The organism is Sphingobacterium sp. MAE, assembly GCF_056711605.1.
Genome location: NZ_CM160044.1, coordinates 4993434 through 5008617 on the forward strand (window position 1 = coordinate 4993434; position 15184 = coordinate 5008617).

Here is a 15184-nt window from a genome sequence, read left to right on the forward strand (position 1 = left end):
AGAAAATAGGACAATATAATGTCATATGCAAGCATAAGAAAAAAAACACACAATTACGCTAATGATCTCTTAACCTAAAGATTAAAAATTGACTATAGAAGATTAAATACAGAGCTCAGCAATACGGTGGGCACTGATGTGACAAGGACTGGTCAATGACTCAGTAATCGAGTAATAGGCAGATCTCTTCGTTGGTTAATTTTTTATTCCCCCAATTTCTCTACCAGCGTTGCCACATGGGGGTGGCGCAGATAAAGTTCGGCACAAGCTTTGGCATCGGATAATGCCTCATGATGATTGAGCGTGATGCCCAACACTTCACAGCAAGCGTTTAGACGGGCAGGTTTAAAACCTTTATTACGATAGATCTTGTAGGTACACTCCCACATTTCGGCCAATTGGAGTTCTTCATAAGATAGCCCATAATAAAGCATCGTCTTACGCAGGACATTGCGGTCGAACAGCTCATTGTGCGCAATCATTAATTTATTTGCCAATAAAGCTTTGATGGATGGAAACAATTCCTTAAATGTTGGTGCATGTTGCGTATCTCGAGGTTTGATACCATGGACACGTGTCGTCTGCCACATATACTCATTACGTGGAGGCTGGATCAAGGAATAAAATTCATTGGTAATGATACCCGATTCAACGGTCACGATACCAACTGCACAGGCACTATTTTGATGCCCTGTTGCTGTTTCAAAATCTATCGCTGTAAATGTTAAATCTGATGTCATGCCTTACTCCTATCCCAGCAAAGGTAAACAATATCCCTTGAGATTTAAAATGAAATCAATACCTGTACTTCTCCTTCCACTTGTCGCGTAAGCCCTGCCTTAACTTTTCTTCCTGCGGATTTTTACCGGGCTCGTACAAGGTCATACCGCTCAGTTCATCCGGTAAAAATTCTTGGATCACAAAATTACCTGGGTATGCATGTGCATACTTGTATTCCGCACCATAATTCAGCTGTTTCATCAATTTTGTAGGTGCATTGCGCAAATGAAGAGGTACAGAAAGATCGCCCGTTTGCTTCACCACTCCCTGAGCTTTATTAATGGCTTCGTAAGAGGCATTGCTTTTAGGTGAACTTGCCAAATACGTTACTGCTTGCGCCAGGATAATCCGCGACTCGGGCCAGCCGATGACATTTACGGCCTGAAAGCAAGTATTGGCCAATAACAAGGCGTTGGGATTGGCATTGCCGATGTCTTCAGATGCTAGAATCAGCAATCGCCTAGCAATAAAAGAAGGATCTTCCCCCCCTTCGATCATACGTGCCAGCCAATAAATAGCGGCATTGGGATCTGATCCGCGGATCGATTTGATAAAAGCAGATATGATATCGTAATGCTGCTCGCCTGTCTTATCGTAAATAGCCATATTCTGCTGCACCTGTTTCAATACGAACGCATTGGTAATGGGTTCATGATGCAGGACTGCGGCATTACTGACCAATTCGAGTACATTGAGAAGCTTACGTGCATCTCCCCCAGATAATCTTAAAATGGCCTCGTATTCTTCAATCTCAATGTTTAATGTTTTGAGGTATTCGTCTTCATTTAATGCTTTTTCGATCAGGCCGATCAGATCTTCGCTGCTTAAATGTTCAAGCACGTAGACTTGACAGCGAGACAATAGAGCCGATATCACTTCGAATGATGGATTTTCTGTGGTGGCTCCGATAAGGGTAACCAGTCCCCTTTCCACAGCCCCCAACAACGAGTCCTGCTGTGATTTGGAAAAACGATGAATCTCATCAATAAACAAAATGGGCTGTTCTTGATTAAAATCCATCAAAGGTTGCTCCTGATTGATATTCATCAGCTTTTCCGCTTTTTCAATGACGTCACGAATATCTTTGACTCCAGACTGAATCGCACTTAAAGAAAAAAATGGGCGCCCCAGCTCTTTGGCCATCAAAAGTGCCAAACTCGTTTTTCCAACCCCGGGAGGGCCCCAGAGTAACATAGAAGGAATATTTTTTTGTTGAATGGCATGATATAAAACCGCATCGTGACCGATAATATGTTGCTGTCCAACATAATCTTCCAATTTCTTGGGACGCATGCGCTCTGCCAGTGGAATTCGTGTAGCCATACATCAAAAGTAAGAAGATATTAGCAATTGTTCATTTACTTCACAATCAATTTATGGAATTCAAAAATTTGGCTATTTTTGGATGAGCATTTTATATAGGAGACCTTCAACAGTAACCTTACTCTTTGAAACCAGATGAGCAGCATTCCTGCTGGCGGTATCATCGCCTTACTCATAAAAACCGACTAAAAAAGAGCTCATGGATAGAAATAAGAACTTAAACTCATTAACGATTTATTTTGATGAACAAAAAACGAATTTATATACAAGATTGGCTAGGACAACATCCTTATCAAGGGAGATCGGATGCCGATCGTTATTATTTACAAGTAGCCAATGACATACACGATGCGCTAAGCACATTATGGTTTGACGAAGAAGAAACGGATGCTCTGATCAGACCTGAAATTATAAAAACGCTCAGCGTTTATTTGACCTGCTACCTCGAGGATGTCGTATCTGGAACAAAGCTTTTTGATGCCTTTAGGACAGAGCACAAAGCGCTATATGGCAAGATGCTTCCATTTTTTGAGGATCAGGAATTAACAGATTATTATCCAGAAGATATCAATCCACAGGATGTACTGGTGCTCTCATGGTTATTTTTCAGCGAACGTAATCCGCATCTTTTCTTAGATAAAGAAGGGCGTTTACTTGCCCTAGTTACAGATCTTGCTTATGCGGTATTGGAGGAACATTATGAGGTCGCTCCGGAAAACTCCTTACTACAAAAGGAATACGCTCTGGCAGCGGATGCTAATTATCTGGAAGTTCGCAATTTTGCTGAAAAGGTGATCGCAACCAATTATATCACGGGAGGCTATTACTACAACAGTTTGATGCAACATATGGATATCGCCGACTTGGGTCGCTATCAACATGATCCTGCGTACTTAAATCAAATGACTTTCCGTGTGCGGGACAATCACTTTGTTTTCTTCCGCTTACATCTATTGGGCTTAAAATCTTGCGAATTTGTTGCCTCGACTCTATCACCTGCACATCCGCGATATGAGCAGGTGCGCGATATTGGAAAACGGATCGATAGCTTTTTTGAATTTGAAAAATTGGAGAAAGAGCGTCTACAATTGAAGCACTTGACAACAGGTGAAATCTTTTTTGTCAATCAAAATTCGATTCAAAACTTTCAAGAGCCCCAAGCTGCTCAATTATTCTATATGGAGATCGTACCTTGGCAAGATGCCTGGAACCTATCAGGAATGATGTCTGCTGTTGAAGCTGGTCAGATCGATCTGACGGCTGACCAAGAAATAGATCAAGCGTATTTGGTGGAAGCACTAAAGGGCAAAAGGACGCATATCGAAAAGGCAGAACAACAAGTGGAGGATGTAAAAGCATTGTTTAATGAAAAGCATGACGGTCTTCTGGCATTTATGACGGAAGCTGAAATTGCGGGTTACATCCATGAACTCACCACAGCATACCGCGAGCAAGTAGGGCTACCGCTAATCGAAGAGGTAACGAATCCAAATGCATCAAAAGATACTCCGGTGACCGCATTCTATAATCCGAAAATAGGTCTAGAATTTTTTGGTGGCATCGAAAACATCTTTCCCTTGAAAAATAATCCATTTTTTGTGGAAGAGCCAAATGAACCAACAAATTATGCGCAAAACTTACTGCAGCTCTTGGTGCAGAAGTTTTTCTCAGTTGGATTGGTACAGCATTATTATGAATTGTACGAAAAGGAAATCAATGAGCAGTTTTTCTATCCATTAACGCGCGAAACATTGGATTTTCTCATTCGCTTTTACAAAAGCGACACCTATCACAATCAGCCACATGTGATGATTAGATAGTAAAATAGTAACCAGTTACGTAGTGACTAGTAAAAAGTAACGAAGTAATGATCTACTTCGTTACTCCGTCACTATTTTTACTCCATTACTTATTAAGCAAAGGAAAATCACTCGTTTCTACATGTGCTTTTACTATAATTTTGCGCAACGCTATCACTTTTTGAGGATGACTAGCTGCCACATTATTTTGTTCCTTAGGGTCTTGCTTTAGATTATACAGTTCAGCAACAGGATTTCCACTTCTGACTTTTTGCAAAATCAATTTCCAATCACCTCGACGCACCGCTTGACGGCCGCCATCTTCATGAAACTCCCAATATAAGTAATCATGCTGCTTTTGCTTTTTAGGTTTTCCAAGTAATGTCGGAACAAACGAAATACCGTCTGTATATTGCGGTTTTCCTGCCTGCGCAACTTCTGCTAGAGTGGGCATAATATCCCAAAATGCGCCTAAGTAATTGGAAGTAGATCCGGGAGTCACCTTTCCGGACCAATAGACGATAAAAGGAGTTTTTACGCCTCCTTCATAGAGGTCTCTTTTGTATCCGCGCAATCCAGCTGAACTATTGAAGAAATCTGGATCAGCACCTCCTTCACGATGTGCTCCGTTGTCACTGGTAAAAACAATAATGGTATTGTCCAATAAATCCAACGCTTTGAGCTTAGCAACAATTTGTCCCACCTGTGCATCCATGCGGCTGACCATACTGGCATAAGTAGCACGTGGCTTAGCTACAGAGGCATATCCCGGAATGGTTGCTGCAGGACCATAATCATTGCCCTTGTGCGCTTTTTCTTCAAATTTATCGGCATATTGGGCATAAAACTGATCATCAGGACCTGATAATTCGGCATGAGGCAATACTGTCGGAACATATAGGAAAAAAGGGCGATCCTTATTGTTTTCAATAAATTCTAATGTTTTTTCTTGGATTAGCTCTGGAGCATACTGCCCTTTGGCCATCAGACCATGATTTCCCTGTAGCTCGATGCGCTCTTGATTGTGCCACAAATGAGTAGGATAATAACGATGAGATTGTCGCTGACAGTTATAACCATAGAATTCGTCGAATCCCTTGCGGCTTGGAGACCCGTAAGTATCCACCATCCCTAATCCCCATTTGCCAAATGCACCTGTCGCGTACCCCGCCTTTTGCAAGAGCATCGCGATCGTTTGCACCGAGTCTGCTAAAGGTTGCTGCCCTTCGGGTTCTAATTCTTTATTGCCGCGGACTGGCGTATGCCCCGTATGTTGCCCTGTCATCAGAGCGGATCGGGATGGAGCACAAACAGAGGTGCCGGCATAAAAATTATCAAAACGCATGCCCTCTTTTGCTAAAGCATCCAGATGTTTTGTTTCTATGATCTTTTGCCCATAAGCCCCTAGATCACCATACCCCAAATCATCGGCCATGATAAAGACAATGTTGGGTCGATCGCTTTTCTTTTGTGCTATTGCGATGCTGCTCAACGCAAAAAACAACGCAAATAGTGCTGGTTTTTTCATTTTAATGGTTTGTTACTCTTGTAAATTAAAAATAGTTGAAATAAGTACACAAAGATTTAAGCATCATTGAGAATAGATTTCCAAAATTATTATTAGGATGAAGATATTATATAAAAAAATTTATAGATTGCTCTTTGATGGCATTTTACAAAAAGATAAAGTTTAGAAAATTGATCAGCAGCTAAAATAAAGAAGATATATGAAAAGTTAGAACTTAATGGAAGCAAATCAGTTGCTACGATAAAAAAGTTACAGTGTGTGGAGAAAACTATACGGACATGTACCAGTTCATCCACTGATTTGGAGCAAATCGGGATATCAAGATGAGCTTTATATGAGATTTAAGATTATGATCGACTCGTAAACTGGTCTATTATAACCCACTGTAAAATCTTGAAAATTTAATTTTTTCGTAAAAAACAGGTACACTCAGCGTTCTAGTTATCCCTTTAACGATATTTTACACATTTTTTCTCCATATTTGCAATAACCTCACTAACAGCAGGGATATACATGATTAAAAAGAAATATTGGAAAATTACTTTTCTTACCAGTACCTACCTTTTGATAGGTTGCTTCATGTCGTATGCTCAGGAATCAATCGCAGATAATACGAATGCCATCATCAAGTATAATCGTGATTTTAAAGGTATAGGCCCGAAGGTCTATATTCTCCCTCCTCCTAAGAGCAAAACAGAACAATTAATAGAGCTATTTGACAGTAGTACCAGAAAAGATTTTGCAAAAAAAATAGCTCAGGAACTGCGGTATAAAACATTGCTCACACAAATCAAAAGTGTGACAGATCAAGCACAATTTCAGTACTTAATTCATCCAGTCCCTGCAGATATAGACAAATGGAATGAACTATTGGCGCGGATCAAAGTGCAATATGATGATATCGCAAACTATACACTGCTCAATGAGGCTGGCTTATTTGCGGTGAATAAAAATTTAACTGATCAAGCAATCGCTTATTTTGAACATGCGATCCAAATCGCGGCAAAAGCAAACAATAAACAAGATAAAACGATACTGAATCAGAATTTAGCTGTTGTCTTACTTTATGCAGGAAAATTTGAAAAAGCGGAACGTGCTGCACAGGAAAATCTGAAGTCTGCTGTCCTATCAAAAAATTATCATGATCAAGCAAATGCGTGGATGCAAATTGCTTTGGCCAAAGGTGGGATGAAAAACTATGATGGCGCAGAACAGGATATCATTAGAAAAGCCATACCCCTTTACAATAAATCAAAGGCTTATGAAGGTAAGATCGTGGCTTGGCAGCAACTCGCACAAGTATACTTTGATCAAAATAAATTTACCGAAGCGCAATGGTTTTTACTGCAGGCGCAACAACTCGCAGAAAGTAAAAAAATCAACAATGAATTAGCTGCAATAGAATATGTATTGGCTTCGTCCAAACTTTTAGACAACAATATCAAAATTGCAAAAAAAGAATTCTTGTCAGCCCTTTTAATGGCACGTGAAAGAAAGGATATACATCTTGAACTTGCCGTTTTAGATAAACTTGGGGAGGTGTACATTCGTCTAAAAGACTATAAAGAAGCAGAAAATACGTATCAGGATTTTACAAAACTGAAGACATCTTTTCATCAAGCTATAGATTAGTGAACTACAGCTTGATGAAGAGTTCTTTACTTCAAAACTTCTTCCAAGAAAACGAGTAGATGTTTCCATGAGCGCTGTGCTGCTAAGGGATGAAAATCAGCACTGGCAGGATTAGTAAAAGCATGTTTAGCATCGGCATAATAAATCATTTGCCAATCTGCATGAGCTGTTTCCACTTCCTTTCTAAAATTTGAAATTTCTTGATCGGAAACATGGGGATCTGCTGCACCATGAAGTACTAATATTTTAGTGTTAAGTGCTCCATCTGGACGGCTACCTTTGCCCAGGTTGCCATGAACAGAAATAACACCCTGCACTTCTAAGCCCGCTCTTGCAGCCTCTAAGGCTCCCGTCCCACCAAAACAGTAGCCCATAACAGCTAGACGACGTGGACTTGCTCCAGCCTTCAACAGCTGCTCTAAAGCGAGACGAATCCTTCTTTGATAGGCTTGATAGTCCTGCTTATATTTACCTGCCTGCTGCCCTGCTTCAGCTGCATTAGTCGGTTTATGACCTTCTCCATAGATATCAGCAACAAAGGTCATGTACCCCTCCTTGCTCAATTGAACGGCAGCTTGAGTAGCTTCGTCATCGATACCCATCCAAGCTGGAAGAATTAAGACACCAGGAGCACCTTCGCCCGCATCGGTATTGAGCAATCCGGTTAAGACTTGATCTCCATCTTGATATCGAACGTTTTTAAGCTGTCCGAAACTCGCCTCTGTGACGCAAAAACATAGAATTGTCATTATTAAATTTTTCATATGATTATATTAGGTATGAATTCCTTATCGTGGTATGAAATGAACATCTTACATCCAATTTTGTTTAGTTCATGTATCGATCTTGATTCTAAACCGATCATGTGTTGCTATTAGCTATTCCTTACTGCTGCTATGACCCATAAATAACGACTACGGAGATCACTCTGATTCATTTTTTGGTCGTAAGCAGAAGATGCTCTGGGCACATATACGATTGAATTATAAGCCAGCTGAAGCTTGTGATCCTCTTATAACATTATTATTACAGCATAAATTGCTTACTGGATAAAGATACTTAAATTCACTAAAATGAGTTATTATTACAAGAAATATAAATAGTAGAGATTTTTGAGATAAAGTATCAAATAAATTTGTTGATTTGTTAAAATTATGACCTGAAATTCTTTAAATTTAGCTCTTTGGATTTAAAGCGCTATCTCATATATTAAAAATGACTATTAAAATTATAGAAAATATGTTTAAAAAGCTAATATTCACCCTTTTTGTTATTTCGATCGTCTCCTGTGGCTCGAAGCCGAGAGTTAATCTAACCGAAGTAGAAGGAGGTTTAAAGCCTAGCGCACAACACGAAGTCATCGCAAAAGAAGTTGCAGGACTCTTAGAATCTACCAGTTATAAAAAAGTACAACTGAATGATTCCATTTCAAAGATTGTTTTTGACAATTTAATAAAGACATTGGATCAAGGAAAAAACTACCTATTACAATCCGATATCGATGAATTTCAACAATATCGCAATACGATCGCCCAAGATTTTAGAAATGGTGATCTATCTGCTCCGTTTCATATTTTCAATGTGTACTCTAAGCGCTATTTGGAACGCATGCAGTATGCGCTCAAACAAGTGGATGTTAAACAAGATTTTACATTGGATGAATATTTCCTTCCAAGCAGAGAGAAATTAGGCTGGTTCAAAAACACGGCGGAAGCTGACACGCAATGGAAGCATCGTGTGAAATATGATTTGTTGAATCTGGAAATGACCACTGCTAAAAAAACAGATAGCACGGAAACCAAACAAAGAGAGACCTTGCGTAAACGTTATAACAATTTGATCTCTCAGGGTAAAAAAACAAATTCAAATGATGCATTTCAGTTAATCATGACTGCATTGACAGATGCTGTAGATCCGCACACCTCATACTTCAACCCTTCTTTTGCACAAGCTTTTAATGAAGGCATGGCCAATACGTTTGAAGGAATTGGTGCACGATTGACGATTGACAATGAAATGGTGACTATCAGTGAAATTATACCTGGAGGTCCTATCTTTAAAGATAAAAGCTTAGCCATAGATGATAAGATCGTAGGTGTAGCACAGGGAAAAGACGGTGAATTTGAAGATATCATTGGGTGGAGATTGGATGCTGCTGTAGCAAAAATCAAAGGTCCTGCAGGAACTCTTGTACGATTGAAAATTATACCTGCTGGCCAACCAATAGGCGCACATCCTAAAATAGTATCGCTAACCAGGGAACGCATCGTCGTGGCTGAGGAGTCTGCTAAAAAAGAGATCTTAAATGTAAAAGGAGTAGATGGTAAAACTTACCGTGTTGGTGTCATCAATATTCCAAAGTTCTATATGGATTTTGAGGCATACCGCAAACGTGATCCAAACTACAAAAGTACAACGCGTGATGTGCGGTTATTATTGGATACGCTGAAACAAGAAAAAGTAGATGCAGTATTGATCGACTTGCGATTTAACGGGGGTGGATCTCTACCAGAGGCGATCGACCTGACCGGTTTATTCATTGACAAAGGACCAGTCGTACAAGTACGTGATGTCCGCAATTCAATTGATGTTGAAGAGGATCGCAATGCAGGTGTATCATGGGATGGTCCATTAGGTGTTATGATCAATCGTTTTTCAGCTTCTGCTTCCGAAATTTTTGCAGGTGCTATACAGGATTATGGCCGTGGAGTCATCTTAGGTTCGCAATCATACGGTAAAGGTACCGTACAGTCTGCGGTCGATATGTCGCGCGTGATCAGCCCTACAAGTAAATTATTATTGAAAGCACAACAAGAGAAAGATCCGGACACCCCAAATGGAGCACCTGAATACGGTCAGATCAATATTACGTTAGGTAAATTTTACCGTGTAAATGGTAGCAGCACGCAACATAAAGGAGTAAGTCCTGATGTGACTTTTCCAACACAATATTCTGCAGAGAAATTTGGGGAAAGTTCGGAACCATCCGCTTTACCATGGGATCAAATTAAATCAAGTACCTATAAAAAAGTAGCCGATCTAACGCAGATCAATAAAAAATTGGAGCAAGAGCATGAAGCAAGAATGAAAAACTCAACCGAGTACAAGTTTTTATTGGAAGATATTGCTACGTTTGAAAAACGTGACGAAGAAACCAAAATACCATTGCAACTTGATAAATTTAAAAAAGAACGTGACGATAATCAAAAGAAAAATAGAGATCGTGTAAATGCATTATTGAAACAAAGAGGCTTACCGCTATGGGAAGAAGGAAAACCTCAACCTAAGATGGAGTTTGACTTTGTACAGGAGGAAAGTGCTAAAGTGATGACGGACTTCATCATCCAAGAGAAGAAGTAAGAAATCGAATAAAGAAAAAGAAGGGTCTGATCAATACTGATCAGACCCTTTCTTATATATTAAAGGTAGATTAAGGACTTATTTTCCGGCAGCGTACTTGAAATATTTGTTGATAGTGACTGGTAATTTACCTGTTGTCACATACTGCCCAAGTATTGCTTTGGCAACAGCTCTTTGCATAAACTCATCATTCTGATAAGCCACTAGTATGGTTTTACTCTTGTGTACACCTTTAAAACCATCGATCGCATATGGATTGGTAAAGAACGTCACAATCGATTTTTTAGCTAACTTTTTAACGAGATTTTCCACTTCCTTATTGACAGGCAATTGGGGACGAGGGCGCGAACGTGTATCATGAATTGCCAAAATGATTTGCTTATTTTTCTTAACTTCTTTGATGATCTTTTTCAATTCATCCTGACTTGTTTCATCGGTCACATAATACGTTGTCTCATCCGATAGAGCATCTGCCATAATCTGTTGAAAAGCAGCTGGAGATTTTAATCCAATATTAACAATTGCTGTTTTTTCTGATTTTTTAAATGCTCTTATTTTATCTGTTGATTTTAATACAGTAACCGAGGCTTCAGCCAACTGATCGATCAATTGCTTTGCAGAAGTTCTATTCAGATCACCATAAAGGTTGGTCGGATGGACAGCTTGATATTGATCTAAACCTAACCATAATTTAGAGGCAAGTACTTTTTTAACGCGTGCATCTACATCTGCTTGATTAATCCGACCTTCTTGAATAGCTTTTAGGATGAGATCAATAGCACGATTACTATTTTCAGATACTTCCAATAAATCATGTCCAGCTATTATAGCCATAACATCAGCTTCACCATTAGGGAAAAATTTCTTGACACCGTTCATGTCCATAGCATCTGTAACTGTAAGACCACGAAAACCTAATTCTTCACGCAATATACCGGTCACAATAGGTTTTGATATAGAAGAAGGAATATTTGGTGCTGGATCTAAACTCGGAATATTCATGTGCGCGACCATGATCGCAGGTGCGCCCGCTTTGATCAATTCTTTGAATGGAAACATTTCAAGAGCTTCTAATCGAGCTTTGCTAAAAGTAAGCTGAGGCAAATCATGGTGCGAATCCACATCCGTATCGCCATGTCCAGGAAAATGCTTCAAGGACGAAATAATACCGCCATTCATCATTCCATCCATATACGCTTTCGCTTTTCGGGTTACATTCTCTTTATTGTCACCAAAGGAACGAAAACCGATCACTGGATTTTTGGGATTATTATTAATATCCACTACCGGAGCAAAATTAAAATGCATACCTATGCGGTGAAAATCTTTTGCAACTTCTTGCCCCATTTGATAAATCAACTGATCATTTTGAACAGCTCCTAATGTCATTTGGTAAGGATAAGATAAGGTCGAATCCGGTAAACGCATCCCTAGACCCCACTCCCCATCAAATGTAATCAATAACGGTACTTTAGAAAGTTTTTGATATTGGTTAAACATATCGACGTGACGAACGGGTCCTCCTTGAAAAACAACAAGACCTCCCAATTGCTCATTTTTAACCACCTGAGCAACAGAGTCTATGTAACGCTGCCCAAGATTGGTATGTGCACGTACTAAAAATAATTGTGCTATACGCTCTTTGGGAGTCAATGTGTTAAATACAGAATCTACCCAACTGTGGGGTGAATTGATATACTTGACAAAGTCTTTTTTGTCCTGTGCTTGTGAAAAAGAGATAGATGATGTCAATGCGACGACAACTAGAGCTAGTTTTTTTAACATAATTAGTTTGTATAAAATAGAGTACTAAGAACGGACATTTTTTACACAATAAAAAACAGTTTGTGCAACAAATTTGATAAAACATGCACAAACTTGCAATGATCGTTCAAAAAAACAGATCAAAAATTAGATCAAATCGTATTTTTCTTCGAGGAGAATAGCCAGCTCCATGGCATGATCAAGTTCCCCATTAGCTTCTTTTTTCCAAAGGGTATCGATGACTATTAATAGGAGTTCCGTTTCTAAATCTGGGTTTTTATACCCCAGTTCTTTAAAAGCGCGTACAATAATGGCCTGAACAGGCTTCATGAACTGCTCATGTTGCTGTTTCGAAAAAGGATGATGAGAAAGTCGTTCCTGAAGTTTCCAAAAAATAGGTTCATCCGCAACCAATTTACTAGGGAGATTGATCATCTTACGCAAAAAATCTTTAGAATCGACATAAGTCATCATCCCTTTGTGATGAGTAAGCACTTTGCGATAACCAGCCTTAATCAGGTGCACCAATAGGGCATCTTTATTGCCAAAATGTTTAAAAATCAAGGCTTCAGACACACCAGCATTTTGAGCGATAGCTTTGGTAGAGGTATCTGCATATCCTTGCTCAGAAAATAAATTCAAAGCCTCACGAATAATTTTCTCTTTTCTACTCAATACACTATCTTTCATTTTACAATTCTTTTACTGCATACAAACTTAGATAAATTGTATTTTATATCCAATTTATCTAAGTTGAATATAAAAACATTTTAAACCACTATAAACGAGCAATTTATTTAAAAAAATAAGTTATAAATCTTTCCTAATCGACAGATAGCATATAACCGATACCTCTTATATTCGTAATCTTGATGCGGGCATCTTTATTTAGATATTTACGGATCCTACTGATAAAAACATCCAAACTTCTACCCGAAAAATATTTATCATAACTCCAATACGTTTTCATGATATCTTCTCTTGGTACGACTTGATTTCTATTTTCATATAAGCTTCGCAATAATTCACTTTCTCGGTAAGACAATTTAATCGCTTCTCCATGGTAACTCAATGTCTGCTTGAGACTGTCCAGCACATAATCGCCAATCATCAAATTTTGGCTAAACTGCATTTTTGGACTATTTTTCAATAACGATTGAATACGCACAACAAGCTCTTCGATGCGAAAAGGTTTTTTCACATAATCATTTGCTCCTAGATGAAAGCCTTTTACCACATCATCCGTTTGTACGCGAGCAGTTAGAAAAATAATCGGAATTTGACTATCGCGCTCTCGAATATGAGTCGCCAGTGTAAAACCGTCCATAACTGGCATCATCACATCAATCAACAAAATATCAGGCTTTTCCTTTTCAAATGATCGTAAAGCAGTCTGCCCTTCCTGACAATGTCTGACAGAAAAGCCATTCATTTCCAAACTATCTGTAACAATAAGAGCTAAACTAGGTTCATCTTCTACATATAAGATATCAATCATAATGCTATTATTTTGGTAATTTAATGATAAAGGTACTACCTTTATTTAAACTGCTTTTCACGGATATTTTTCCTCCATGTTGCACAATAACCTGACGCACATAGGCCAAGCCTATCCCAAACCCCTTTACCTGATGTAAATTTCCTTCGGGTACTCGAAAAAACATCTCGAAAATCTCTTTCTGATATTCTGGAGCGATGCCTTTACCCTGATCAGAAACTGTAAATTCAACATGATCAGCATATTCTTGCACGGCAATTTTAATATCGACAGGATCTCCAGAATACTTAACGGCATTCTCTAATAAATTATTAATGACATTTCTCAAGTGGGAGATATCGGCATTGATCGATAAAAACGGGATATCCAGATCCAAAGATATGAGCACTTGTTTATTGACATTAATTCCAAAAGTGTTTGCCGCATCTTTCAAAACTTGAATCAGATCCACTTGACTTTTATCCAATTTCAGCCCAGTATGTTCGTCTACATCTAACTGTAAAACACGATCAATCATATCAGAGAGGTGATCAAGCTCATTTCTGGAAATCGCCAAATAGCGGTCCATCTTTTCATGATCATGCCTTACGCCGTACAGTTGTATTGCCTCAATAGCGGTCATCACGGTAGAAACAGGTGTCTTTAATTCGTGTGTCATATTGTTAACAAATGCTTTTTGCATCTCTGCCAGTCTATTCTGCCGAAAGATGGTCTTAAAAAGATAGATAAAAGAACCTATAAAAATACTGACCAAAAGAATAGCAATACCCAATTGCCAGCCAAGATCAAACAGGAGATTTTTCCAAACGTGCTTAAATTTGACGATCAAAAATTTACTTTCGACCGCGTCGATCATGATGGGCCGTGTCCAAGATAATTTTTTGGCTCTATATTCCTTCCGAATAGCGAAAAGGCTATCACGCGGAAATAACTCAGTGGTAATTTCATAATCGGCACGCACCCCCTTCGCTTCAAGTGCCGAATGAAACTTTTCTTTTATCTCAACAATCAAAGCATCAGAGATCTTAATTTGTGAAAATAAATAAGGAGCCATCAGTTCGCCGCCAGATTTACCATTGAGGTGCTTTTGCTTATAATCCTGGTGCATGCCAGCATCTCCGCGAAATGGACGACCTTTATAGCTAGAAACCAAATCTTTAAAAAGGGTGTCAATTTCAGCATCTGTATATTTTGATCTCAGATTTTTGCGCAAAGTACCTAATGCCCCGCCTTGCTCCCTTTTGATATCGTTGCTATGCGCTTGATAGACATCTTGAACTACATTAAACATGCTTCTTTCCGCTGAAGAAAGAAAGAGCTCAAGGCGATTATTATAGCTTCCGTATAACCAGATCGCCAGAATACTAATCATTCCGATACCGGTTAATACCGAAAGTGTTATCAATAATTTAAACTTATTTGCCATAATTAAAAACAAATTTAAATTACTAGATTTGCATTCGCCTTGGTAATTAACCATATTTAACAAAATATAACACT

The 15184-nt window shown here is 38.8% G+C and carries 11 protein-coding genes; 3 read left to right on the plus strand and 8 right to left on the minus strand.

Going from position 1 to position 15184, the window contains the following annotated elements; all coding sequences use genetic code 11:
* Window positions 1-203 precede the first annotated feature (203 nt).
* Entirely contained in the window at window positions 204-740 is a 537-nt protein-coding gene (locus tag AC06G9_RS21255) for a 3'-5' exonuclease (RefSeq protein ID WP_045754045.1), read from the minus strand.
* Window positions 741-795: 55 nt separating this feature from the next.
* Entirely contained in the window at window positions 796-2103 is a 1308-nt protein-coding gene (locus AC06G9_RS21260; protein ID WP_248755209.1) for a replication-associated recombination protein A, read from the minus strand.
* A 242-nt stretch (window positions 2104-2345) separates the two neighbouring features.
* Here AC06G9_RS21260 and AC06G9_RS21265 point away from each other — a divergent pair, with 242 nt between their 5' ends.
* The gene (locus AC06G9_RS21265) at window positions 2346-3923 is read left to right on the plus strand and encodes a DUF3843 family protein (RefSeq protein WP_480957165.1); all 1578 of its coding nucleotides are present in this window, start codon (window positions 2346-2348) and stop codon (window positions 3921-3923) included.
* Between the two features lie 85 nt (window positions 3924-4008).
* Here AC06G9_RS21265 and AC06G9_RS21270 read toward each other — a convergent pair whose 3' ends face one another.
* Window positions 4009-5430 carry an arylsulfatase gene (locus tag AC06G9_RS21270; protein ID WP_480957166.1) on the minus strand — a complete coding sequence of 474 codons (1422 nt, stop codon included), beginning with the start codon at window positions 5428-5430 and terminating at the stop codon, window positions 4009-4011.
* Window positions 5431-5943: 513 nt separating this feature from the next.
* Here AC06G9_RS21270 and AC06G9_RS21275 point away from each other — a divergent pair.
* Complete coding sequence (locus tag AC06G9_RS21275) at window positions 5944-7062, plus strand: tetratricopeptide repeat protein (protein ID WP_480957167.1); 1119 nt, start codon at window positions 5944-5946, stop codon at window positions 7060-7062.
* A 26-nt stretch (window positions 7063-7088) separates the two neighbouring features.
* Here AC06G9_RS21275 and AC06G9_RS21280 read toward each other — a convergent pair whose 3' ends face one another.
* The gene (locus tag AC06G9_RS21280) at window positions 7089-7826 is read right to left on the minus strand and encodes a dienelactone hydrolase family protein (protein ID WP_480957168.1); all 738 of its coding nucleotides are present in this window, start codon (window positions 7824-7826) and stop codon (window positions 7089-7091) included.
* Between the two features lie 475 nt (window positions 7827-8301).
* On the opposite strand from AC06G9_RS21280, the gene AC06G9_RS21285 reads away from it, so the two are divergent.
* Window positions 8302-10422: a carboxy terminal-processing peptidase gene (locus tag AC06G9_RS21285; protein WP_094772755.1), complete on the plus strand. Its 2121-nt coding sequence runs from the start codon at window positions 8302-8304 to the stop codon at window positions 10420-10422.
* Window positions 10423-10500: 78 nt separating this feature from the next.
* Here AC06G9_RS21285 and AC06G9_RS21290 read toward each other — a convergent pair whose 3' ends face one another.
* The 4 genes from AC06G9_RS21290 to AC06G9_RS21305 form a co-directional block, all read right to left on the minus strand.
* Entirely contained in the window at window positions 10501-12207 is a 1707-nt protein-coding gene (locus AC06G9_RS21290) for a glycoside hydrolase family 3 protein (RefSeq protein WP_480957169.1), read from the minus strand.
* Between the two features lie 126 nt (window positions 12208-12333).
* The gene (locus AC06G9_RS21295; RefSeq protein WP_045754054.1) at window positions 12334-12876 is read right to left on the minus strand and encodes a TetR/AcrR family transcriptional regulator; all 543 of its coding nucleotides are present in this window, start codon (window positions 12874-12876) and stop codon (window positions 12334-12336) included.
* A gap of 133 nt (window positions 12877-13009) precedes the next feature.
* On the minus strand, window positions 13010-13684 hold the full coding sequence (locus AC06G9_RS21300; RefSeq protein WP_045754055.1) for a response regulator transcription factor: 675 nt from the start codon (window positions 13682-13684) through the stop codon (window positions 13010-13012).
* A gap of 7 nt (window positions 13685-13691) precedes the next feature.
* Window positions 13692-15110 (minus strand): sensor histidine kinase, encoded by a 1419-nt coding sequence (locus AC06G9_RS21305; RefSeq protein ID WP_480957170.1) that lies wholly within the window; start codon window positions 15108-15110, stop codon window positions 13692-13694.
* Window positions 15111-15184 lie beyond the last annotated feature (74 nt).